Origin of the sequence: Thalassobacillus devorans (assembly GCF_011761345.1) — a bacterium.
GTDB classification, from domain to species: domain Bacteria; phylum Bacillota; class Bacilli; order Bacillales; family Halobacillaceae; genus Thalassobacillus; species Thalassobacillus devorans.
The window spans coordinates 199,405-223,395 of record NZ_JAASRY010000003.1; the positions used below are offsets into that span (position 1 = coordinate 199,405).

Genomic DNA, 23,991 nt, shown 5'->3' on the forward strand with positions numbered 1-23,991 from the left:
CTCCTTTTTCTTTTAGTATAGCATGAAAAAAGAGATTGCTAGGATACAGCACCAACGAGCCAGAGCATCAGTGGCACGGTTATTAAACTGGCAACAGTCGTCACTAATGTACTATAGGAGACTAACTGCGGTTCGGTGTTGAATTGCAGCGAATACATCGTCGTGTTAGCGGCAGTCGGCATGGCTGCCAGAATGATCAGGATACTGGCCAGCATCGGGTCTAACCCCATAACCATGGTTAATAATAAAGCGATGACCGGCGAGACAATCAATCGTATCGAAAAAATAGTCGAGAGGTCAGCCCATTTTACCGTACCTTTTGTCAGTGATGCGAGCTGCATACCAAGTACGATCATGATGGTCGGAATCGTAGCATCTGCAATAAAGTGGACGGACTGCATGATGAATTCCGGCACGCTTACATTGAATACCTGTGTCATCAATCCCAAGATGACAGCGTAATTGATAGGCATCCGGGCAATTTTTACGAGTGAATCTTTAAAACTATGGTCAGCCGTACTGCTTCCCCGGGCGGCAAAATAAAGCCCGACGGTGTTCATTAATAGCGATTGGACGACCATCATGATGATGGCATAGTCTACCCCGGCTTCTCCGTAAGCAAATAAAATGATAGGCACACCATAGTTACCGCTATTCATAAATACGCTGGCAAGTACTAATGCGGAAGACTTCGATTGCGATTGAGCTTGAATTTTTGAGACGACTACGACCAGTAAAATCAGAAGCAGCATCAGCGAAACGCAAAAAATCACAATGTATAAGTAATCGATCGTTACTTCATTCGTATAAAAGGTACGAAAAGCCAGGAATGGATACATTAAGTAAAGAGCCGCCGTGGAAATAGACTTTCGGTCAAAGCCGATCTTTTTTTGTCCGATAAACCCGACAGCAAAAATGATAAAAGCTGGAATTACAATTAGTATGACGTCCATATTTTTCACCACTTCATTTGAAATTAAAAATCATAAAAGGAGCTGTCTCTGAAAATTCAAAGACAGCCCCGGATAAGGGAACAGGTCATGCTCGCAGTGATTGACAGTTAAACTCCTCAAGGATGGCTTCTGTATGTTCACCGATATCAGCGATCGGCCCCATCACTGTTTCAATATTTTCAAAAGTGACCGGCGGAATCAATGCTTTCAGCCTGCCGACAGGTGAGTCCACCTCGCTCCAGCGATCCCTCGCTTTCAATTGAGGGTGATCCGGGATATCTTTCACCGTATTCAAGCGAGCGTTAGCAATCTTAGCTTCTTCCAACAGTTCAATCAGCTGACTGGAATTCACTTCTTCCAAAGCTTCAGCAATGATCTTCTGTAATTGATTCTTGTTTTCGACTCTCATGGAATTCGTATGAAAGCGCTCATCTTTCGCCAGCTCAGGCTGATTCAATATTCTCTCAGTAAACTGCCGCCATTCCCTTTCATTCTGAATGGCTAAAAACACCATTTTCTTGTCATTTGCTTCAAACGGCCCATAAGGATAAATGGTCGCGTGTCTCGCACCAGTCCGCTGAGGATCTTTACCTCCATAGTCAGCAAAATACATTGGATATCCCATCCACTCGCATAACGCTTCCAGCATCGAAACTTCGACGACTGTTCCTTCATTTGTCTGATAGCGTGCGATGATCGCGGTGAGGATGCCTGTATAGGCATACATGCCAGCTGCAATATCAGCGACAGAAATACCTGCTTTAGATGGTTCATCTTCGGTTCCTGTAATTGAAACCAGCCCTGCTTCACACTGGATCAGAAGATCATACGCCTTTTTATTGGTGTAGGGACCGTCGGTTCCATAGCCTGAAATGCCGCAGATAATCAGTTGCGGATACTTTTTCCTCAAGTCTTCCGGAGCAAAGCCAAGGCGGTCTACAGCGCCGGGAGCTAGATTATAAACAAACACATCGGCCTGTGAAAGAATCTTATCCAAGGCGGATTTTCCTTTTTCCGACTTCAAATCCAGAGCGATCGATTCCTTGGAACGGTTCAGCCAGACAAAATGACTCGACATCCCGTTTACCGTCTGATCGTATCCTCTGGCGAAATCGCCATCTTCCCGTTCGACTTTGATGACGCGCGCCCCTAAATCAGCGAGCTGCCTGGTTGCAAAAGGAGCGGCTACCGCTTGCTCTAATGATACAACAGTAATTCCTTTTAAGGGTAACATATGCTTCCTCCTAGACGTTTGTCTTTGATGATGCCAACAGCTCTTTGGCTCTTCTATACACCGGGTAATCTACCAGTTTATTGTTATAAGCGATCGAAGCGACTCCTTGCTGCTCCGCCTGTTCGAATGCTTCGACGATTTCCTCGCATTCTTCCAGCTCTTGTTGAGATGGGGAGAAAATCTGGTGGACGAGATCCACTTGCTTGGGATGAATCAATAGTTTTCCTTTAAATCCGAGCTGTCTTGCCAGTGTCGCTTCCTGAACCAGTCCATCCTCATTATTTAAATCCGGGTAGACAGCATCAATTGGCGCACCAATTTCAGCAGCTCTTGAGGCGTTTACGATTTGGGAACGGGCAAATAACAGTTCCAAGCCTCCCGGTGTCAGCTGACAATCGATATCCAGTGAATAATCAATGGAACCAAATGCCAGCCGCTCCACATTTTGATTGGCATTCGCGATATCAGCAATATGCTGGACACCTTTTGCCGTTTCAATCAATGGGATGAGAGTTAACGCTTCATTGCCGGCTTTTTCCGTGATGGTCCGGATGTCGCTGGCATGCTCCGATTTAGGTAGCATAATGCCAGTTACTCCTGCCTGAATCGCACAGGATAGATCATCTTCCCAGAACGGTGTGTGTAGGTCGTTGATACGTATAAAAACATTGGAACCGCTGGTATTATCCAGCGATTCCAATATAGTCTCTCTAGCCAATCTTTTTTCCGTAATAGCAACGGAATCTTCTAAATCAATGATGACGCAATCTGCCTCGGAAGCGATCGCTTTTTTTATCATCGACTGCTTGAAAGCAGGAACGAATAAATAGGAACGGTGGTTGTACATCTTTACAAACCTCCTAAAGTTACGATAATAGCGGGATGATCAATCCGGCTAATAACAGAATCAGTGCTCCTCCCAATCGGGATGAAATTTGGGCAAAAGGCATCAGTTCCATTCTTCTGGAAGCAGAAAGCACCGCAACATCACCAGTACCACCCATGTTAGCCATACATAGTCCGGCTGTGATTGCTGCTTCAATTGGATAGAACCCGACAAGTTTACCAAGCAGTCCAGCTCCGATGATGGCACCGAACACTACTCCGAATACCGTTAGAATGTACTGCAGAGTCATCGCTTCAATCACAGTATTTAAATCCGTGTAGGCAATTCCGATACCAAACAGCAAGGCAAGGGTCCAGTTGCTGGCAACAAATTTATACCACTGACTTGCACCTTCCAGCACATTATTTGGAATGATATCAGCAATTTTTGCAATTGCGACGATAATGATCATCAACGCATACGGGTGAAGCGGGATCACGTCTCCGAGCAAAGTACCAACAGCAAAGAAAGTGATGGCCGCAAGCAGCCCGATTCCCATTTTCTGAATATCATAGGTTTGTTTTTCCTCTTTATAACTGAATCCCTGGATCAGCTGGCCATTCCCGGTAAGGGAAGGCACTTTTTTTCCAAGCAGGTTAAGCATACTGGCAAGTACAATAGCGAACACGTTACCAAGTGCCAGTGCCGGCACAAGCATGGAAATATAGTAGCTTGGATCATTTCCGAGCATCTCAGAGTAAATTTGACTCATTGGTACTGCGCCAGCGCCCATGCCGCCGCCCATGATCGGCATCGTAATGACGAGAACCGCGTCCCTGATGGAGAATCCGACTAAAGCACCTAACAGGCCGGCAAACGCCATTGCACCGATAACAGCACCGAAGATTGGCAGGAAGTAGCGCAATCCGACTTTTACAAGAATCTTTTTGTTCATACCGAGAATACTTCCGGTGATCAAAGCGGCGATATAGAAGTTAAGAAAGCCGCCGTCTTTCATGAAATCTGTCATGGATGTTACCGATGCTTCCGGCAGCCATCCGGCATAAACCATAAATGCTGCTCCGAAAATGGCGATGATTGCACCGCCGCCAAGAAAAGTCCGGACGATCGGAGTACGATCCCCGACGAAACCTAACAATTCACCGAATACCATCATGACAAGTAAGCTTCCAATCATACCGCCGGGCAGGTTACCTGTATAGAGGCTTAAAATAGTAATCGCTGCAAAAATCCCGAACCATAATATCGGAATTTCAAATATCTTAAGGCTCTTCTTTTCGCTGTGCATTTCCGTGACTTGGGTATCCGTCTGTCGTTCATATTCGAGTTCTCTGGCTGTTTGAGACATCTCGACCACTCCTTTTTGAAATTTAAATAGATAAAACGTAAACGCTTTCAATTCCGTAGTTTTAATAATAAGAAAGTTCACAAAAATTTCACACATTATGAAACTATTGATAATATTGTAATTAAAAAAAGCAACCGAATCGGTTGCTTTTAAAATGGCTATGTTACCCACGCCTCCATCTTTTTTTAGGGATTCGTTTATCTTCAATGAATTATTCCTTAACTTCTAATACAGAACGGTCGTTTAAAGGTTGAACAGGGCGATGGTTGTCCGGAAAGATTTGCTGGAATGCTTGAATTTGTTCTTTTGACATCTCAATCGGCTGCTTAAAAATAACCCATTTTACTTCTTCTGTACAGGGAGGAGTTGTTAGCGAACCATTATAATGAAAAGACGTTTGGTTTTGGGGAAGTATCGCTTGTAAATCAATCTTTCCATCTAATTGTTTCTCTTCCGATGTTTCTTCGTCAGGTAATATATCCCAAACTGATGCCAGTGCTTCATTTTCTGTTCCTTCTTGTATCATTACTCCAAGGACCGCAATCTCCCCATTAGCGTCTTCATGTACAAGATGCAGCTCCATATCAAAAATTACTCCATTAAATTGGTGCTCACTTGGCGTATGGAAATGAAATTGAGCGAGCTGATATTTATTATCCTCCACTACCATATGGTTGCTGTCTGTTGAAGCATTAGCCTGCACGGTATGCCCATTGTTTATGATTGTAAAAGGGGTTGGCTCATATTGAATTTGAATATTTTCTATATCTTCACCCGCTTGTAAGTGGGAAAATTCAAGATTAATTGGAGATTGTTCACTTCCGTTGGCACATGCTTCGTATGCCGGGTCCAATTCTCTCCAGTGCTCAGGGCCTGTTTCTCCTTTATAAGACCATTTTGACTGGTCAGACTCACTATTGCTTGTCTCAGAGTTTTCATTCGTTTTTTCCGAACAAGCTCCCAATGAAAAACTGAAAAACACAGCTAAACAGGTATGCGCAAGTTTTGTTCTCATGAGCTGTCATCTCCTCCTCTAATATTATCTATCCATAAAAATACATGAAAGAAAAATAGCAGCAAAATATTAATTGGAAGGAAAGCGCTTACAACTTGCAAAAAGGGAAAATAGACGGTCCTCTTATAAGTACAAATAACCAATTCGTTATATAAGTGAAAGTTAAAATGTTCATGAATCACCCTCATGGTGATCAGCCGCCGACAGAAACACAAAGGTAGTGGTCTTAATAGACGGTATCAAGACTATTAGAAAGTAAGGATGTCGGGGAGATGGTTTTAATAGATAGTATAAGAACCAGAAGCAAACGAAAATCCTGCCTGGACGGTCTTAATAAGGCGGGAAAGAGGGGGATTACCATACATAAAAATTGGTGCTGAATATTACTTTCCTACTAAAGCCATTGATAAGTGGCTGACAGAAACGGAGACTAAACATTTCGGTGATCAATCCTGAGCCAGCATTCACAGAATAAAAAGGGAACTTCTCTAATCAGGAAGTTCCCTTTTCAAGAGCTTATAAATAACAAGCAATAATGTGCTGCCTGTCCTCATGCAGCTGATATTGATAAATAGGGCGTCCCACGCCATAGATCAAGTCTTCTTCCAAATAACCGATGTCCGTCAGGAATTTTAAATACTTTCTTATCGATACCCGTGAAATATTTGCTGCTTCTGCAATATCTTCGGTGGAAAAAGCTTGCCCCACATAGGAAAGGATTACTTCATTAATCGTCTGCAGCGTATTTTTCGTAAGCCCCTTTGGCAGTTCCTGTGGCTTCGGCTGGTTGGAGGCAGGCTGACTTTTCTTCCGGAACAGGCGGTCCAGTTCCTGTTGGCTGACACTGCTTTTATGATGGAGTTTATAATAATTATTTTTGTACCGTGTAAGTGCCTCTTGAAAGCGGTCGAACTCAAATGGCTTGATTAAATAATCGATTGCCCCGAGTCGTAATGACTGCTGAATCTGCTCCATTTCCGAAGCGGCTGTAATCAGAATGACATCCACATCCTCGTTTTGCTCCCGAATCTGCCTTAGAAAATCAATACCATTCAACCCTGGCATATACACATCAAGCAGTATCAAATCGATTTTGATTTGAGCCATATGGCCAACGGCCTCATTCGTGTTTGCCGCCGTTCCGCTGAGGGTGAAGCCTTCCACTTGTTCGACATATTGCCTGTTGAGTGCTGCCACCATCGGATCATCTTCTACAATTAGTACTTTAATCATTGCCGTCACCTCCTGATTCATATGGGATTATGATGGAAAAGGTTGTTCCTTGTCCGGGACTGGAGTCAACTTCAATCGATCCTTCCAGCTGCTCTACACTATCTTTTGCCAAATAGAGGCCAAAGCCGCGATGATGTCCTTCTTTACTGGATATTCCCTTCTGGAAAATTTCCTCTTGCTTATGTTTATCTATCCCGTCTCCGGTATCGGTTACCGTCATTGTCAATAGCTCATCGATATAAGAAAGCTCTAGCCTGACTTCTTTTTGCTCCGAATGGCTGACACTTTCGATGGCATTATCAATGATATTTCCAAGAATGGTAATCAACTCATGCGTCAGTGATGCGTCATCAGGTTTTGGTATGGTGGTTTCACTATGGATTGTAAAATTAACATGCGCTTCCCGAGCGTAACTGATTTTTCCTATGATAAAACCGGCAAACGCTGGATCCTTAATCGATCGTGTGACATTGCCTACCTCATGTGCCTGGTGATCGACCAGTTTGCTGATGAAGGCTTTAACCTGATCGTATTCTTCTAATTTGATCATGCCTAGCAGGACATGAAGCTGGTTCATGAACTCATGGGACTGAGCCCGGAGTGTATCGGCATACATCTGTACCCCGGTCAGCTGCCCGGCCAATTGATTGACCTCTGTTTTGTCCCGGAATGTCGCGATGGCGCCGACAATTTCATCATTAACGACAATCGGAACCCGGTTGGTGATGATCGATACGCCATTGATGACTTGCTCTTCGTCAAGATCCGGCTCCAGATCGGTTAGAATATCAGCCAACAAAGTTCCAGGCAAAAATTCATTGATTTTCATTCCAATGGGTTCTTTATCCATCAGTCCGGCTTTTTGAAAAATCCGTCGTGCAGACCTGTTTACAAGCACGATGTCAGCTTCTTTGTCGATGGCGATAATCCCTTCATGGACGGAATGAAGCATTTGATTCCTTTCTTCATGAATTCTTGCAATAGCGTGAGGCTCTAAACCGAATAAGCTTTTCTTTATATAATTGGCCAGCAGGAAAGCGCCAATAATGCCGACAATTAAGCCGATGACCGTTCCAATTACAATCTGCTTTTGACTCTGCTTTATGGACGCCTCCACTGCCTGCAGCGAGATGCCGACAGCTACCGCTCCAATCTGAGTCTGTTCTTCGTTGTAAATCGGCGTAAACGCACGCAGTGATTTTCCAAGCGTTCCGGTCGATCTGGAAGTATACGTCTCTCCTTGAAGGACGCGCTTCTCGTCACCACCGACAAAATGATTGCCGATCCGATCCGGTTCTGGATGAGATTTCCGGATGCCGTCCATATCCATGACGACCACAAACATGACATCAGCCGCATCCTGGATCGTCATTGCATAATCCTGGATATTGTTTTCCTGTGCTTCGTCCTGCAGTCCGGTTTTGACCACCCGAGACTCTGCGACTGTACGGGAAACAATTTGAGCTTTTTCTTCTAACTGTGCTTCAATGTTGTCGCTTGTCGTATTGGTGATAAGAAGATCCGTGATTAATAAAGATACTAATACGACGATGCAGACAAATAATATAATCATCGTGCTTAACTTGAACCGGGGTTTTGGCAATGGATGTCACCTCTATTTGGTAAAGAAATGGCTACGTTTATTTTATTTGTTAACTTTGCAAGAAAAACAAAGGATATGGTGGGCGATAGGAGACAAAACTTATGGCTGAGTGTGGGGAAAACGGCATGCATATCGAGGCATACATAAACACCACTTTTTGTACCATTATAAACATGTAAAGACAAAAGCTAAACTAGAAAGGATGAGATCGCATGGATGATAAGGCGAAAAAACGGAAATTAGAAGTTGAAACAAGAGACAATAAAGAAATAGAACTTGAAACGGCTCACCCCGGTTTGGAAGACTACAGTGTGCAAAACGATAACTTTGCTCCGGGTGAAAACAGATATTTAAATGAACAGCCAGGTGACCGAGCAGAGTTTTCTGAGGAGCTGGCCGATGGTGGAGAACGAGATGAGTTAGCGAGGAGACAATCTGGAAATAACTGCGGTGGTCTATCATAAAGACTCAGACCCGCCAGGTAAAATGGCGGGTCCTCTTTTCTTATTGTTCCTGTAAACTGTCTACCGGAACGCTTTGCTTTTGTTCTGGATTATTAAGTGGGTGAATCGTAGCTGTTCCACTTGTTTCGTCAACGTGTTCGATGTAGACACTTTCTCCGTTATAGGTCACATTCACCATATCGGACGAGAAAGCAATATCCTGTGCTCTTTGAGCTTCCATTTCGTAATCACCTCCTCTAAATCAGTAATAATCATACTATTTGTTTTCCATTGATGAGATATACTTTTCATGGTTGAAAATTATCTTAGGCGGTCAGGAGTCTCAGCACATACTTATTAAAGGGCTCTTAAAAACGAAATCATTCCGTTAAAATAAGTAGTAGGTAAACACAACGTTACGAGGGGGATGAGGATGGATGAAATAATAACAGATATTCTGGTAATAGGATCGGGAGCAGCTGGGCTGGCAGCCAGTGTGTATGCTGCTGAGTCGAGTCAACAAATTCTGGTCATCGACAAAGGAGCCATCGGCAGAAGCGGTTCTACGGTAGGGGCTGTTCAAATCGCCAGTCTGGGGAGCTGGAGTCATCGAGAAGACAGCTTAGATGCTTACCAGCAGGACATCCGTGAAAGCGGAAGGGGATTAAGCAGTCCTGTCCTTACAGACGTACTTGTCCAGGATATCTCTGCTCGCCTGGAAGACTTGCTTCAATGGGGGCTGAAACTGGATAAAAACGAACACAATGATATTTTGGTGGCCGCAACATCCGGCCATACCATACCGCGTTCCATCAGTTCAAAAAAAGGAAAGACAGGCCTCGCAATCCTCCAGGTTTTAACTAAAAGGGCAAAGAACAGCAGCAACATCAAACGCTGGAGTGATGTCATAACGCTGGAACTGGTAAAAGCGAATGGAAGAGTGGCAGGAGCTGTAGTTTTAGATTTGAAAGAAAACAAGTCTTATTTGATTCGCTGCAAAACAGTTATCCTTGCAACTGGGGGAATCGGACAGCTGTATTCAACCACCAGCAATCCCGCACAATCTACAGGTGACGGGTTTGCTTTAAGTTTAACGGCTGGTGCTGCACTGGTAGATATGGAACAGATCCAATTCTACCCCGTCAGTTTAATCCATCCACCATCACTTTCCGGTCTTTGTCTTAGCTTTTATCATTTGGCAAAACTCTATAATCGTAACGGGGAACGGTTTATGGATAAATATGAGCCGGAGACAATGGAAAACACAACCCGTGACAAGTTAGCGATTGCAATCGCTTCTGAAGTTGAAGAAGGACTGGGCACCCCTGGTGGAGGAGTTTGGGTAGATGCAACGGGAAATATAGAGGAAGTGAAACGGCAATTTCATCATGAATATCAATTATGCCTCGATCGCGGCCTAGATCTTGCCAGTCACCTTGCAGAAGCAGGTCCAGCCGCCCATTTTATTATGGGTGGGATATGGATTGATGGGGATGCTGCTTCCACAACGCCAGGCTTATATGCAGCCGGCGAATCAGCTGGCGGCTTGCATGGTGGCAACCGGCTTGGGAACAATGCATTATCGGAGTGTATTGTTTTCGGAGCAAGGGCTGGAAAGGCAGCTGCAAGGGAATCCGCGCGCATGAAGTCTATAACGGATGGTGTCCCCCTGCAAACAAAAAAAGCAGATAAAATAATAAACGTTATTTCCAATTCCGAGCAAGGGACAGAGCGTTCCTATGCATGTAAAAAAGCTGTTCAAACACTCATGGGAAAATATGTGGGTGTGGTACGTTCCACAAAAGAACTCCTCCAGGCAAAAGCAGAAATAAAGGCAATCGAGGAAAAGTTAGATCAGGTAAAAATAACGAGTTCACCCGATTTTTATTCGAAAGAAATCCTGGATTATATCGAAGCTGTGCATATGGTAACCACCGCCCAGGCTATTGTGGAAGCTGCTTTAACCAGGAAAGAAAGCAGAGGAGCCCATCATAATAAAAATTTTCCAGAGCAACTGACAGAAGTGAAGCATACAATCGTGAAAGTCGAAAACGGAAAGATGACTGTACAGGAAGAAGGGGAAGTATGAGTCGGCTTGTTGTTAAAATTGATCGTTCAGAAATGAGAACCGACCAATATGAAATAGATTTAAAAACTGGCAGGACCGTCCTTGAGGCAGTAGAGGCCATTTATCATCATCATGATCCAAGCCTTGCCTACCGTTATTCTTGTCGCACCGGTTTATGTACGACATGCATGATGCTGATTAATGGCAAGCCCGGTTTAAGCTGTATGAAGATGGCTGAACCCGGGGAAAATGGGGTTCTTCATCTGGCTCCACTTCCAAAAGGGAGAACGATTAAGGACCTTATAAAAGAAGTATAAATAGTTATTTGGACCGGGTTGCTCTGGTTTTTTTATGTCTGCCCGGGAAAGGGGCATTTTTTGCTTTTCCTTACGATAAGGTATTAGGGAATATGCTTTTCCTGGAGGGGTAATTCATGCAGCTATTTTATACCGTACGTCCTGGAGAAACACTTTATCAGATTGCCGGCAGATGGAGGCTCCCTGTCGAGTCTCTCATAGCTGCTAATAATCTGGCATCGCCTTACACCATTTTCCCCGGTCAGCAGCTTTCTGTTCCGCCTGGCGTGGATAAAGTACGTATAAACCCTGGCGATACAGTTTATAGTATCGCTCAATTCTTCGGGATACCGATGTCTGTCATTATTGAGACGAACCGGCTTTTACCTCCATATACGATTCAAGCTGGTCAGCTAATAAAGGTTCCTCCTGGTGTTTCTTACTATGTCGTGCAGCCAGGAGATACCCTGTTTCATATCGCAAGACGCTACAATGTAACTACGAAGGGAAGTGTTCATTGGCAGCTTATCCAGTCAGTAAACCGGCTCCCATCTGACGTTATTTATCCAGGCATGCGACTGATTGTCCCCTATGCTCCAACAGGAGACCAAGGGATGATTGCTTATTCATCCAATCGTGGCGGGGATTATGATTTATGGTTGTATGACCCTGCTGATGGCAGCCGAAGACAGCTTACTAGTGGTGCAGGTTCACCCACTGCCACCCCTTTTTGGTCACCTGACAGCAGTCGAATCGCTTTTATAGGAAATAGAGGAATCCTTTATGTGATTCATATCGCGGAAAATTTACTAGCTTCTATCGATCAGTTTCCAAACGGGCTGGGCGTTTTTTTAAGCTGGTCACCGGACAGCAGGATAGTTGCGTATGCCAAACCGAATGAAATTATCTTGTACAACATCATTACTCATCAAGTCCAGCGCCTCAACCAGCCGGGAGCGACGGATGTCCAATGGTTTTCAAATGGGAAAACATTGCTTTTTCAAGCACCTGATTCTTCTGGGATCAGTCAGCTATTCACGATAGAGGCAGATGGGACCAATAAGCGGCAAATCACCCAAAATACCGGTAGTACTTACAACAATGTTCGCCTGTCTCCTGACAATACTTATGTTCTCTATACAACTCCTGGGGTCAGTATTTCAATTATTTATACGATCGAACTTTCGACTGGTCGTGTGTTTGAAGTGAGAGGAGGCCCCCTTGCGAAAAATTATTTTCCTGTATGGTCTCCGGATTCCTCAGCAATCGCATACAGTGCCACTGCTTTTGAAGATGTCGGGTATTTTTCATTAGTGAACACAACAGGCAGGCAAGGGGAAAACGATCGCACCAGAGCAATTTCGGATTGCTTTGCTACTCCTGTCACATGGTCACCGGACAGTAGGAAAATCGCCTATCTGTCAGGGTGTAACGGGGAGGGGATAGCCACTGAGATGTGGGTGGTAGATTCTTTACGTCCGGTGCCGGTTCGGTTAATCGCAGGTGAATCAATTACCTCTTTGCAATGGTCTCCTCATTCTTAAAGTAAATTCCTGCAGGAAATAAGTCCTTTGTTTTGACTTTTACCCCCTGTTTTAGTAAGTTATTATAAAAATTCCGATCAGTAAAATAGGTTATTACAAGTGAGGAGGTATTGATATTAAAGCACTTTGGAAGCGTTATAGAGATGTATCGCTGATTGTAAAAATAACGATTGCTCTTATTCTTGGTATTATCACAGGGTTTATTTTTGGCGAAGACACAAGCGTGTTAGCACCATTTGGTGATTTGTTGCTCCGGTTATTGCAATTCATCATCATTCCTTTGATTTTATTTACTTTAATTGTAGGTGTGAACCAGACGCGCCTGGCTAACCTGAGCAGGATGGGTGGAAAAGTATTCCTTTACTACGTTGCCACTTCTGCTCTTGCACTGATTGTCGGCTTGACTGTTGCTGGTATCATGAATCCCGGCGAAGGAGTTACACAGCAGACCGATCAGACAGTCGATGCAGGAGAACATCCAGGAGTAGCAAGCGTCCTTCTCAATATCGTACCGGAAAATATCGTAACAGCGTTTAATGAAATGAATCTGCTCGGCATCATTTTCACCGCTATCGCATTCGGAATCGCGATTTCCGCATTGAGAGGATCGACAGAGCATGGGGCTCTCGGGGAGCACGTTTATAAAATGGCCGATGGACTGAATGAAGCTACCTTCAAAATCATGCATGTGATTTTGCAGTACGTTCCTATCGGTATTTTTGCCATCATCGCCCAAACGGTCGGCAATCAGGGGATGAACACAATTTTATCCCTCGGGAACATGATTGGTGTGCTCTATATAGCGATCATCGTACAAATTGTTATTTATATTGTACTGATGCTGCTGTTTAAAGTAAGTCCAGGAAAATTCTTTTCGCAGGCACGGACACCGCTGATAACCGCTTTTGTCACTCAAAGCAGCTCTGGAACATTGCCGCTGACATTGAATGCCGCTAACAACCTCGGTATTTCGAAAAGCTTATACGGTTTCAGCTTGCCGCTCGGGGCAACCGTCAACATGGATGGCGCTGCGATTCGGATTGCCGTTTCTGCTGTATTCGCTGCCAACTATACCGGGACTGAACTTGGGCTCGGAGAAATGCTGGCTATCGTCATTGTTGGTACACTTGCCTCAATCGGGACAGCTGGAGTTCCAGGTGCCGGAATTGTCATGATTGCTACCGTGTTTACGCAAGTCGGACTGCCGATGGAAGTCGTCGCCTTACTCACATCAGTCGATGCCCTTGTAGGCATGGGAGCGACAGCATTGAACGTAACCGGTGACCTTGCTGGAACTTCGATCATCAGTAAGACCGAAAAAGAAGAAAGTTAAAAGACCGGTGCTTCCGGTCTTTTTTTTGCTTAATTTCGCCAAATCCTACCACAATTTTCAGAAAACGGACGAAAAAATAACGAAAATCAGGAATGTTTGTAAATAGAGGAAAGGAGGTGAATGTATGCGCACAAGACCATTGTTATATGTATGTCTAATGGTACTTGCGGTATTTTTCCTTCCAGCCGATACGTTTGCGAATAACGGAAATACCCTTGAACAGGCATCGCCACAGGCTGATGAAGAAACATCAAACCCTGTCGCTGTAGAGGCTGCAGAGAAAGGTGGAGAAACTTCTCAGGCCGCCAAAAAGCAAGCAGCAGAGAAGGTGAGCCAAGCCTCTGATACTGCTGAAACAGCTTCCAGTCATGGCAAGGAGACGACAGGTAATATTAATAAGCAAGATAAAAAGGACAAACATGCGGAGGATGCTGCTGACAAACCCCTTCCGCCACAGGCGAATGAAAAAGCCTCTGAAACTGGAGATAAGGTGAAACAGGAGGCAGCCCAGAAAAAAGAAACCGTTAAAAAAGCGGTTACCGATAATCCGCATGAAAATAAGGGGAGGTCAAACCGACCGGTAGAAAAGAGCTCAGCCAAAAATGAAGAGCCAGCTACAAAGACAAATACCCCAAAGAGCTCTAAAGATAAGCAGGCTGATGGAAAAAAGGATTTGCAGCCAGTAGAAGCTGAAGCCGAGCCAACGAAAGTAAAAGTTGAGCCTTCAGCAGCTGATCAAGGGGATTCGAAGGCTCCTGTTCCAGCGGACGATCAGGAACGCAATAAACAGGGACAAGAACAGTCTGCACCACAACCAGAGCCGAGGAAAAAACCAATCGCTCAGATACATATGACCAAGCCAGCTTCGTTCCCATCACCAGTATCTTCGGGCGGAGGCGACCTTGGCGGCAAAACTGCTTTTTCTTTTATTAAAGGAAATCTGCCAGATTCGTTCCTGCTTGTTGCTGCCCATTCCCAAACAATCGGTATGCGATCTGATTTTCTCACAGATCAATGGGTGAATGCACCGCCAGCGGAACCACCGAAAACCGCTTCTTAATTTTTATAAGAGGATAGAAACTACATGACTAATAAAAATTAAGGAGCGATTCAAACATGAAAAACACATGGGTTAAATCTCTAGTTTTTGCAGGAACATTGACAATCGGAGCATTCGTTGGCGTCCAGTCCACAGACGCGGCATCTTCCAATGCAGAAAAATCAGTAAAAGTGGTAGAAAAACAAGAAGCAGCTGAGAAAAAAGCAGAAGCAAAAGGAAAAGCAGAAGTTTCTGTAAAAGCTGACGAAGAAGAAAAAACGGTTCAGGCCAAAGAAAAAGTAAATAAATCTCAGCAAAACAAAGCAAACGCTCAAGCTTCCGTGAATGCAAGCGAGACAGCAAAAGAGAACGCATCTGAAAACTCCGCGGTACTGGCTGGAGAAGCTGAAGTGACAACCGAAGAAGGTACAGAAGAAACAGCTGCCGAAGAAGAGTCTGCAGAAGAAGTGGAAGTAGACGAAGAAAGTGAAGAAGCAACGGAAGAAAATGAAGATGAAGCAGCAGACGAAGAACAAGAAAAAGTAAACAAAGCCCAAGAAAACAAAGCGAACGCCCAAGCATCAGCACATGCAAGTGAAACAGCAAAAGAAAACGCATCTGAAAATTCCGCGGTTCTAGCAGGGGAAGTAGACGAAGATGTGACACAAGAAGAGGAAGCTGAAGAAGAATCCACCGTTGAGGAAGACGCTGCAGAGGAAGAAGCAAAGGAAGAAGAAACAGCAACGGAAGAGGATTCCACCGAAGAAGCGGCAACAGATGAAGAAAGTGAAGAAGCAACAGAAGAAGATGAAGCAGCAGATGAAGAACAAGAAGTAAACAAAGCAGAAGAAAACAAAGTAAACGCTCAAGCATCTTTAAACGCAAGTTCAACAGCAAAAGAGAATGCATCTGAAAATTCTGCAGTCCTTGCTGTAGCAGTAGAAGAGGAAGCTGTAGAGGAAGAGTCTGTGGAAACTGATGAAGATACTGATGAAGAAGTGGAAGTAGACGAAGAAACTGAAGAAGCAGTAGAAGAAGAAGACGAAACAGAAGAAGATGAAGAAACGGAGACTGTTTCTGTAGAAGCTAGAGAAGAATAATCATCATGTGAGCCGGGGATTCCCCGGCTTCTTTTTTTAGCGTTAGGGAAGAATATATGTGCGTTAAGTCAGTATATGGATTCGTTAAGTCGGTATGTTATTGAGATAGGGCGGTATACTTTTGAGACAGGGCGTTATGTATCCCCGTTGAGTCAGAAAACGGCTAGATAATAGAGGATTTTCCGAAACGATAGCGAATAAAGTAAAGAATGTTTTAAAAAGGAGTGATAGATGATTGAAAATAAGATCAAAAACAATCGAGCATTTACAATTAGAAGCCTTGCTGCGTCGTCTCCCTCCCAGTCATAAGAAATGGAGCGAGGTGGAATCACATTTGCTCAGGCATTCCGCCGGCCATTTCGGCGAAACGACGGCCGACGTTTATCTTCAATACCTTCCCCGCAATCGTTACCACGTGTTACAGGATCTTCGCCTGTTTGATGGCATCCGGCATTTTCAAATTGATGCCCTCATAATAACGACCTCGTTCATACTTATCATGGAAGTGAAAAATTTACGAGGAAAACTGATTTTCGACTTGGAACATCATCAGTTATTCCGTACTTACCAGGAAAAACAGGATATATTTCCTGACCCGTTCTTACAAGTCGAGCACCAGACACTTCAATTGACCCGCTGGCTGCAAACAGCCCAATTCCCTGACATCCCAATTCATTCCTTCATTCTCATAGCCAATCCGAATACAACCATTAAGACGCATGGCCGGGACACCCAGCAGTACAAACGCCGAATCATTCGGCCGAAGCTGCTTTTTTCAGAGGTGGAAAAATTGCACAGCCGGAGCAGTCCTCCTGTTTGGGATTCCGATCTAATCAAACTAGCTGCGGAAACGCTTCACAAAGCAAACACTCCATTTACGGCATCACTTTTGCAACGGTTTGAATTAACTCCTGCTGACTTGATCAAAGGAATCCGTTGCCCAAAATGTGAAAAATTTAGAATGGAGCGAAAGCGTGCACATTGGTTTTGCTCCAGCTGTGGTCACAAATCAGAGGATGCTCATCTCGATACATTACGGGATTACCAACTACTTATGGGCGATGAAATTTCTAATCCCGAATTCCGCGCATTCTCCTGTTTATCATCAGAAAAAGTGGCGAGAACGCTATTATCCGATCATTGTCCCCACAATAATGGAGCAACGAGAGGAAGAAAATATAGGTTGGATTTAGTTAAGTAAGAATACTGCCGCGTTAGGGAGGTATGTATTTGAGATAGGGCGTTATATTTTTGAGACAGGGCGGTATATTCCCGCGTTAAGTCAGTATACCTTGAAGTTAGGGCGGTATTTCATACCCCTTCACCCATTCGGGAAAAAGTAGCACCTTCCCCCGACTTCTTGCACACTTCCATTAGGATGAAAGTCCAATTTTGCATCGATCACGTTTACCAGCTCCTTATTTCGTAAAAAGGTACATAGCATGAAATTTTTACAAAAAAGGAGCGATGTGCCGATGAAGCGCTGGATGTTGCTTGCGATTACCGTAATGATGATCGCCGTACTTGCTGCTTGTGGCGGCAACGATGAAAGCAGTGAAGATACGGAAAATCAGGAGACCACCGAAGAGAATAACGAAGATCAGAACAGTGAAGAAAATCAGGAAAATGAAGACAGCGAGAGCAATGGAGAGGATAGTGCCGAAACCCAGGAGGTTACGGTTGATTTGAAAAATCCCGATGATGAGAATATTGGTTCCGCCAAGCTGAAACAGCAGGAAGACGGTGTGCTGATCAGCCTGGATGCGTCTGAACTTCCACCTGATGAACATGGTTTCCACATTCATGAAACCGGAACCTGTGAGCCGCCTGAATTTGAATCTGCCGGGGGTCACTTTAACCCGGAAGGCGTGAGTCATGGCACCAATAGTGAGGATGGACCACATGCCGGCGACCTTCCGAACATCAATGTAGGTGATGACGAGTCCGTACAAGAGGAAATATTGGCCGAAAATGTAACCATGAAAAAAGGGGAAGATAACTCGTTATTGAAAGAAGAAGGAACAGCATTAGTCATTCATGCGGAGCCTGACGATAATGAATCCCAGCCATCTGGTGATGCTGGGATACGAATTGCCTGCGGAGAAATCAATGATGGCTTGCTTGAATAAAGAAAAAGGACTCCATCGGCGGAGTCCTTTTTTATTTCAATCCTAATTTCGCTGCTAGTACCAGCAGCGACTGGTTTATGCGCCATACATAATAAAGGTGGTGAACAAGGTCCCCTTGTCCCTGCTCGCTGCCAGGGGCCAGGCGCTCAATCTGTCCCCGCTCTTCCCGGAGATCATATAATTCGGCTGCATGTGCTTCGCCTTTAATTTTCGCGGACAGAACTTCCAGATTATGTGCCAGCTTTTCCTCCATCTTCGGAAAAACATCCTTCAGTTCCTCCGGATAGACAAAATTTTTCTGATAAGCAGAGGCCACCAGGTGTTTGGCGTAGTAGTTGATCGCTGTGAAAATGGTAATCCATCGTGATAATTCGGAACGTTTCATTGCGCCCGGCCGCTGAAGCATCGGGCGGGACTCCTCTTTGATGGCCTGGACTTTTTCTTCCATTGTAAACGCCTGTTCTGCCAGGTCCTTCACCTTAACCGGCTCATGAAAGCTTCTTACATACGGAATCACATATCCTTTTAACTCGTCCAGGTAGTCAGCGAACGTCTCGTTTACTTTGTCATGGGTTTTGGTCGGTAAAAGTACCGCCGATACGATAAATGCAATCGCTCCGCCGGCAATCGTATCCACAACACGAGCGCTTAATAAAGCAAAACTGATTCCGCCTAACAACAGGTCGTACATGAAGGCAATGAGCAACGTAATGAAAATGCTCATGGCCGTGTAGGAAACAGTCAAAATGTAGAAGGCGGAAAATACGACGATAAAGATCAGCAACACTTCAAGGGCAGTATAGTCGGAAACAAGACGGGCAAGCCCGAACCCGATAATCGCACCGATGACTGTTCCGACGGATCGCTGAAATCCTTTCAGGTAGGTGCGGCCAACGGTTTCTGTCCCGAGTAAGATGATGAATGTCGTCAAAATCACCCAGTAAGGCTGGATTGGTGAAATGATATGACCGACAATAACGGCGATTGTGCCGCCTGCCAAGGCCTGCAGTGCTTTCTTTGTGGAAGGTTTGAGTCCTTCTTCCTTTTCCTCTTCTGAAGCTTCTTCGTCCTCATTCTTCAGTTCCTCATCAGCGTGTTGTCCGTTATCTCCTGTTTGCAAAGAAAGTTGAATTTCGATTGCCCCGTTGGTGACATGATCAGCAATCGATTCGATACGTCGCAGTAAATAAAGCCTGCCTTGGGGGTGGGGACCATGGTCGTCAAATAGCTGATTGATCGTATCACGGAAATTCACAGTGGCTCGCTGAGCGATATGCAAATTTTCTTTTTCGTAGGCAGGCGAGAGCACATCAGCTTTCCGAAGTGCAGCGATGACCTCCACGAGTAATTGCCTCACTTCTTCCGATTCAAATGCATCCTTCCGCTTCAGTTCGGCAAGTGAATCCGCTAAAGTCTCGACAAACATAGCGGTATCAAAGACATACAGCCTTACCTGTGAAGTGTTAAGCCCTGGCCATAACTCGCTGACATCATGGGTATTCAAATCCGTCGCAACGTTTCTTGCGTATTCCCGCAGCTTTCCAACGTTGTAATACAGCTTTTTGGCCCGGGATTCCTTTATTTCCGGATCCTTGATCATATCGATCAGCAATTGGAAAGTGAGGTTTGCCTGGGTATGAAAGGACTGGATGCTTCTCTTCAGCATGTGCGCAGAATCTTTGAAAATAATGAAGTTATAGAGGAAAGCGTAGCTGACTCCAATGACAATGGCGATATAAAACCACGGGAACTGAGCGGGTGATAATTTTAAAAAAGATGAAATATAGACTGTCATGAATGCGATCATGCCAAAGGAAAAGTACCTGCTTCCGAAACGGGTGAAATAAAAAGCGGAAAAAACAACAGCGACCATCAGGGAAGAGACGAGAAACACACTTTCCGCCAGCAGTGCACCGAATGTCACACCGCCCATAGCAGGAAAAACAAGCAGCCCGGTGGTGACTTGTTTTTCCTGTTTTGTATCGTCCATCACCGCCATGACTCCAAGCATTCCGCACATGCCGGCTACGATTGCAGGTGACAATGCTTCCTGGCCAGCCATTCCATACAGAAAAATGATGGTAAACACTGCTGATATTAAACTGAGGGTCGCTTTGCCCGCCTGGTGCAGCCGTTTGCGCCCGGGGTCAGAAGCGAGCAGTCTTCCCAGCCAGTAGTCTTTGAGTGAAAGTTTCTTCAACGCTTCTTCACCCCTTTCTTCGATGTATTATATTCTTTCTATTTTACGTTCCTATCAGTATATGGGCAACTTATATGAAAAGTCTTCCCGATTTACAATAATTTTGAAAGTGATAGGATGATAATTAAAGATTCACGAGATGAGAGGAAAATAATAATGACAGACCACCCTCAACAAACGAAAAAGCTTCTTTTCATCATAGGGGTCATATTTGTGGCGTTCAATTTGCGACCCGCAATTACGGGGGTCGGTCCGCTTATCAGTTCTATTCGGATTGATCTTGGAATTTCTTATGGGGCTGCTGGATTTATCACCACGCTGCCGTTGATTTCCTTTGCAGTATTTTCTTTTCTAGCTCCACAGCTTGGAAACCGTTTTGGTTATGAGCGGATGGTTTTCGCAGGGTTAGTGACGCTGATGCTCGGCATCTCAATTCGCTATATTGCCGCTCCTCCGACGTTATATACAGGTACTGCGCTTGTTGGAATAGGAATCGCCATTTCCAATGTGCTGCTTCCGGGAATCATCAAGGGCAGGTATCCAGGCAGAATCGGTTTGATGACAGCCGTTTATACCACCTCGATGTCCGTTTTTTCCGCTGTCGGATCAGGGCTTAGCATTCCGCTTGTACAAGGACTGGGGCTTGGATGGGAAAAAGCGCTGTTCGCCTGGATACTGCTTGCAATGATTGCCGCTTTACTATGGATTCCCCAGCTTTCCCGACCGGTGAAAAATGAGGATAAAACCTTTGCCAGGCTGTCAGGACCACCAATATGGCAATCGAAAATAGCCTGGCAAGTGACCATTTTTATGGGGCTTCAATCGTTTTTATTTTACAGCCTGATTACCTGGCTGCCGGAGATTATGACCGGAAAAGGACTTGGGATTGCAGCAGCAGGTTGGATGGTATCGACAATGCAGCTGGCCGGACTGCCGATGACCTTTCTGACGCCCGTATTGGCTGATCGCTTCCGTAACCAGCGGGGCCTGATTATAATGATTGGGGTACTGTATCTCACCGGCTTGACCGGAATGTTAGTTAGCACCACTACTGGTTGGCTGACCGGGAGTGTAATGCTGATGGGGATGGGACAGGCGTCCAGTATCAGCCTTGCCCTCACCCTGCTTGGTCTCCGTGCCGCCAACGCCCGTGATAGTGCGGCGTTATCCGGAATGGCGCAATCATTTGGATATGCCTTGGCTGCTATCGGTCCGACCCTGATCGGAATGATACTTGATGTCTCCGCAACCGTCATCACACCAATCGTAATTTTTATCGGAATATTGGTTGTCATGATAGCAGCAGGGCTTGGCGCTACGCGCAATCAGACGGTATTTGCACACGTAAAGGAGTAGGCACAGAGATAAAGAAATTATTGACTGAGGAAAAAGAAATGAACAGCCGGGAATAGCTCCAGGCTGTTCATTTTTTGATCCTGTTGTTGGGATTTGAATTTATTATTTGATTTTTAGCGTCATTTCTTTACCGTCATGCGTAGGTTCCTGCTTTTCATCCATGACATCACTCGTAGTAATGGTGATAGATTCTAACTCATCGACACTTGTTTCATTCAGCACAAAGCCCATATTTCCAACCTTAACTTCACCAGGTTCATAGTCTCCATAAAGATTTTCCAGATAGAAGTCGTCATCGAAATCTTTTTTCTCGCCTGTGTTCGTTTCCAGTAAATCTATCGGGGCAAAATTAACTGGCTGATCGCTGGTGTTTTTAATGGCAACGGTAAACTTGATATAGTCGAAGTTCGCTTCATTATGGCTGAATGCATGAAAATAGTCGATCAGGTCAGGTGATGGGGAGTAGTTCATCACTTTTATATCTTCGATTACAAGCTGCATCGGCCCGATTTCTTCAACAGTTTGCCCTTCTTTGATGGCCTTGAGTGTCAGCTGGCCGTTTTCATCCTCGACGTGATCGCCTGCTTGTTGGAGTTCACGGTCGTCGCTTGCCTGTGGATTGTTCGTATACGTTGTTTTTTCTGGGATTTCAAATGGTACCGTGCTGTCCTTTGCTTCGGCATGGCTTTCATTACTATTGCCATCTGTCGAACAGCCGGCTAACAAAATCACGCTGAAAACTGCCATCAGCAGATGCTTCATGCTCCTTACCTCCTTATTCAAACCGTGTTAGAAAAATAGCCGCTGCCCTAGAGACAGCGGCGTTTTCTTATTTTTTCACTGTTCCTCGGTTGCCTTCCAATACTGCCATCACTTTCTGTCCGATTTCATGGTTGTCATGCAGACCTGCGAACTGGTCGGATTGTGGGCCGTAGCCATATACGATAACATCCTCACCAGTATGTCCCCCAGTCGTCCAACCCGTGCCGGAACGAACGTCGAAAATGTGCTCGATGGCATTATCAATCTCTGTTGTATCTCCTTTATCTGCGGCATCTTTGACCGATTGGATTTCCTCCCGTGTCAATTCAAGATCAATGTAGCTGGAGAGCGTTTCTTCTACATCTGCACCTTCTGCGATTTCAGCAGCCATGAAGTCCGGTGTACGCTTCGCTGCTTTGATTGGTTCAGGATCCCACTTATACTCACCATCACGCCCCATAGCCATACCGCCGGTAGAATGGTCAGCTGTTGTGATCACTAGCGTGTGCTTGTCCTTTTTGGCAAATTCGATTGCTTCCTGGTAAGCTCCTTCAAAATCCTGCATGTCACTCATTGCAGATACGACATCATTATCATGACCAGCCCAGTCAATCTGGCTTCCTTCGACCATCAGGAAAAATCCATCTTTATTTTTGCTTAAGCGGTCCAGAGCGGAAGATGTCATCTCTTTCAGTGATGGTACATCTTCTGTACGGTCAATCATCTTGTCCATCCCTTTTGGAGCGAATAAGCCTAACACCTGTTCACTGTCATCGTTCAGCATTTCCTCACGTGAATCCACGTAGCTGAATCCGTCCTGCTGGAATTCTTCGGTAAGGTTGCGGTCTTCCCGCTCAAAATAGGAAGTTCCACCGCCAAGAATCACATCAATTTTATGTTCGCCGTTAACTGTTTCATCAAAATAATCATCGGCAATATCATTGTAATTATGGCGCGATTCATCATGCGCTCCGAAAGATGCCGGTGTTGCGTGGTTCACCTGTGATGTGGCGACAAGCCCGGTCGATTTTCCTTTTTCCTTCGCCAGTTCTAAAGCTGTCTTCACTTCATTCTTTTCCATGTCGACAGCGATGGCGTTGTTGTATGTCTTGATTCCGGCAGCCATCGAAGTAGCAGCGGCAGCCGAGTCTGTGATGCTTTCTTCTTCATCCCATGAATAGGTTTCTTGCATGCCGATCAAGTGCTCATCGAAAGCTGTGTTTTCCGTGTAAGGGGTAGAAGGATCGTCCATTAAGTATCGGTAAGCCGAAGTGTAAGAAGTGCCCATGCCATCCCCAATTAGGAAAATGACGTTTTTAATTTCGCTATTACTTGTGTCCGGTGTCGCACCAGCTTCATTCCCGAATGTTCCTGCCGTACTTCCAAAAACAACCGTAGACATGATAGCGACGGGCAGCAATTTCTTTGAAAACTTTTTGTTAAACAAACCTGATTCCTCCCATTACGTTATGTTATTAATGATACAGC

Annotated in this window: 21 protein-coding genes; 10 read left to right on the top strand and 11 right to left on the bottom strand. The window is 44.9% G+C overall.

From position 1 onward, the window contains the following. Window positions 1-38: 38 nt before the first annotated feature. The 7 genes from FHS45_RS12025 to dcuS form a co-directional block, all read right to left on the bottom strand. Entirely contained in the window at window positions 39-953 is a 915-nt protein-coding gene (locus FHS45_RS12025; RefSeq protein ID WP_082411967.1) for an AEC family transporter, read from the bottom strand. 85 nt (window positions 954-1,038) lie between these two features. Then, on the bottom strand, window positions 1,039-2,187 hold the full coding sequence (locus tag FHS45_RS12030) for a CaiB/BaiF CoA transferase family protein (protein ID WP_062443215.1): 1,149 nt from the start codon (window positions 2,185-2,187) through the stop codon (window positions 1,039-1,041). 10 nt (window positions 2,188-2,197) lie between these two features. Beyond that, window positions 2,198-3,034 carry an HpcH/HpaI aldolase/citrate lyase family protein gene (locus FHS45_RS12035; protein ID WP_062443210.1) on the bottom strand — a complete coding sequence of 279 codons (837 nt, stop codon included), beginning with the start codon at window positions 3,032-3,034 and terminating at the stop codon, window positions 2,198-2,200. A gap of 19 nt (window positions 3,035-3,053) precedes the next feature. Continuing rightward, complete coding sequence (locus FHS45_RS12040; RefSeq protein ID WP_371872049.1) at window positions 3,054-4,322, bottom strand: 2-hydroxycarboxylate transporter family protein; 1,269 nt, start codon at window positions 4,320-4,322, stop codon at window positions 3,054-3,056. 271 nt (window positions 4,323-4,593) lie between these two features. Next, window positions 4,594-5,397 (bottom strand): carbonic anhydrase, encoded by an 804-nt coding sequence (locus FHS45_RS12045; RefSeq protein ID WP_062443208.1) that lies wholly within the window; start codon window positions 5,395-5,397, stop codon window positions 4,594-4,596. 516 nt (window positions 5,398-5,913) lie between these two features. Beyond that, the gene (locus tag FHS45_RS12050; RefSeq protein WP_062443205.1) at window positions 5,914-6,630 is read right to left on the bottom strand and encodes a response regulator; all 717 of its coding nucleotides are present in this window, start codon (window positions 6,628-6,630) and stop codon (window positions 5,914-5,916) included. Continuing rightward, window positions 6,623-8,233, bottom strand: coding sequence for a DcuS/MalK family sensor histidine kinase (gene dcuS, locus FHS45_RS12055; protein WP_082411966.1), 1,611 nt, complete (start codon window positions 8,231-8,233; stop codon window positions 6,623-6,625). The genes FHS45_RS12050 and dcuS overlap by 8 nt, the downstream gene beginning before the upstream one ends. 212 nt (window positions 8,234-8,445) lie before the next feature. Here dcuS and FHS45_RS12060 point away from each other — a divergent pair, with 212 nt between their 5' ends. Continuing rightward, window positions 8,446-8,697, top strand: a complete 252-nt coding sequence (locus FHS45_RS12060) for a hypothetical protein (RefSeq protein WP_062443199.1) — start codon at window positions 8,446-8,448, stop codon at window positions 8,695-8,697. Between the two features lie 40 nt (window positions 8,698-8,737). Here the strand turns inward: FHS45_RS12060 and FHS45_RS12065 are convergent, their stop codons facing one another. Then, window positions 8,738-8,917 carry a small acid-soluble spore protein H gene (locus FHS45_RS12065; RefSeq protein WP_062443195.1) on the bottom strand — a complete coding sequence of 60 codons (180 nt, stop codon included), beginning with the start codon at window positions 8,915-8,917 and terminating at the stop codon, window positions 8,738-8,740. 192 nt (window positions 8,918-9,109) lie between these two features. On the opposite strand from FHS45_RS12065, the gene FHS45_RS12070 reads away from it, so the two are divergent. The 8 genes from FHS45_RS12070 to FHS45_RS12105 all read left to right on the top strand — a co-directional run bounded on the left by FHS45_RS12070 (window position 9,110) and on the right by FHS45_RS12105 (window position 18,185). Then, on the top strand, window positions 9,110-10,765 hold the full coding sequence (locus FHS45_RS12070) for an FAD-binding protein (protein ID WP_062443191.1): 1,656 nt from the start codon (window positions 9,110-9,112) through the stop codon (window positions 10,763-10,765). After that, entirely contained in the window at window positions 10,762-11,061 is a 300-nt protein-coding gene (locus tag FHS45_RS12075) for a 2Fe-2S iron-sulfur cluster-binding protein (RefSeq protein ID WP_062443188.1), read from the top strand. The genes FHS45_RS12070 and FHS45_RS12075 overlap by 4 nt, the downstream gene beginning before the upstream one ends. 116 nt (window positions 11,062-11,177) lie before the next feature. Next, the gene (locus FHS45_RS12080) at window positions 11,178-12,584 is read left to right on the top strand and encodes a LysM peptidoglycan-binding domain-containing protein (RefSeq protein ID WP_062443184.1); all 1,407 of its coding nucleotides are present in this window, start codon (window positions 11,178-11,180) and stop codon (window positions 12,582-12,584) included. A 115-nt stretch (window positions 12,585-12,699) separates the two neighbouring features. Continuing rightward, window positions 12,700-13,917, top strand: coding sequence for a dicarboxylate/amino acid:cation symporter (locus FHS45_RS12085; RefSeq protein ID WP_062443181.1), 1,218 nt, complete (start codon window positions 12,700-12,702; stop codon window positions 13,915-13,917). 124 nt (window positions 13,918-14,041) lie between these two features. Further along, window positions 14,042-14,977 carry a hypothetical protein gene (locus tag FHS45_RS12090; RefSeq protein WP_062443176.1) on the top strand — a complete coding sequence of 312 codons (936 nt, stop codon included), beginning with the start codon at window positions 14,042-14,044 and terminating at the stop codon, window positions 14,975-14,977. A gap of 56 nt (window positions 14,978-15,033) precedes the next feature. Further along, entirely contained in the window at window positions 15,034-16,056 is a 1,023-nt protein-coding gene (locus tag FHS45_RS12095; RefSeq protein ID WP_062443171.1) for a hypothetical protein, read from the top strand. Between the two features lie 235 nt (window positions 16,057-16,291). After that, window positions 16,292-17,257 (top strand): NERD domain-containing protein, encoded by a 966-nt coding sequence (locus tag FHS45_RS12100; protein ID WP_082411964.1) that lies wholly within the window; start codon window positions 16,292-16,294, stop codon window positions 17,255-17,257. Between the two features lie 274 nt (window positions 17,258-17,531). Next, window positions 17,532-18,185, top strand: coding sequence for a superoxide dismutase family protein (locus FHS45_RS12105; RefSeq protein WP_062443164.1), 654 nt, complete (start codon window positions 17,532-17,534; stop codon window positions 18,183-18,185). A gap of 31 nt (window positions 18,186-18,216) precedes the next feature. Here FHS45_RS12105 and FHS45_RS12110 read toward each other — a convergent pair whose 3' ends face one another. Continuing rightward, the gene (locus FHS45_RS12110; protein ID WP_062443160.1) at window positions 18,217-20,385 is read right to left on the bottom strand and encodes an FUSC family protein; all 2,169 of its coding nucleotides are present in this window, start codon (window positions 20,383-20,385) and stop codon (window positions 18,217-18,219) included. 156 nt (window positions 20,386-20,541) lie between these two features. Between FHS45_RS12110 and FHS45_RS12115 the strand changes: the two genes are divergently transcribed. Continuing rightward, on the top strand, window positions 20,542-21,741 hold the full coding sequence (locus FHS45_RS12115) for a CynX/NimT family MFS transporter (protein ID WP_062443157.1): 1,200 nt from the start codon (window positions 20,542-20,544) through the stop codon (window positions 21,739-21,741). A gap of 102 nt (window positions 21,742-21,843) precedes the next feature. Here the strand turns inward: FHS45_RS12115 and FHS45_RS12120 are convergent, their stop codons facing one another. Both FHS45_RS12120 and FHS45_RS12125 read right to left on the bottom strand, forming a co-directional pair. After that, window positions 21,844-22,503: a hypothetical protein gene (locus FHS45_RS12120; protein ID WP_062443154.1), complete on the bottom strand. Its 660-nt coding sequence runs from the start codon at window positions 22,501-22,503 to the stop codon at window positions 21,844-21,846. A gap of 67 nt (window positions 22,504-22,570) precedes the next feature. Continuing rightward, window positions 22,571-23,950 carry an alkaline phosphatase gene (locus tag FHS45_RS12125; RefSeq protein ID WP_279588091.1) on the bottom strand — a complete coding sequence of 460 codons (1,380 nt, stop codon included), beginning with the start codon at window positions 23,948-23,950 and terminating at the stop codon, window positions 22,571-22,573. Window positions 23,951-23,991: the final 41 nt, after the last annotated feature.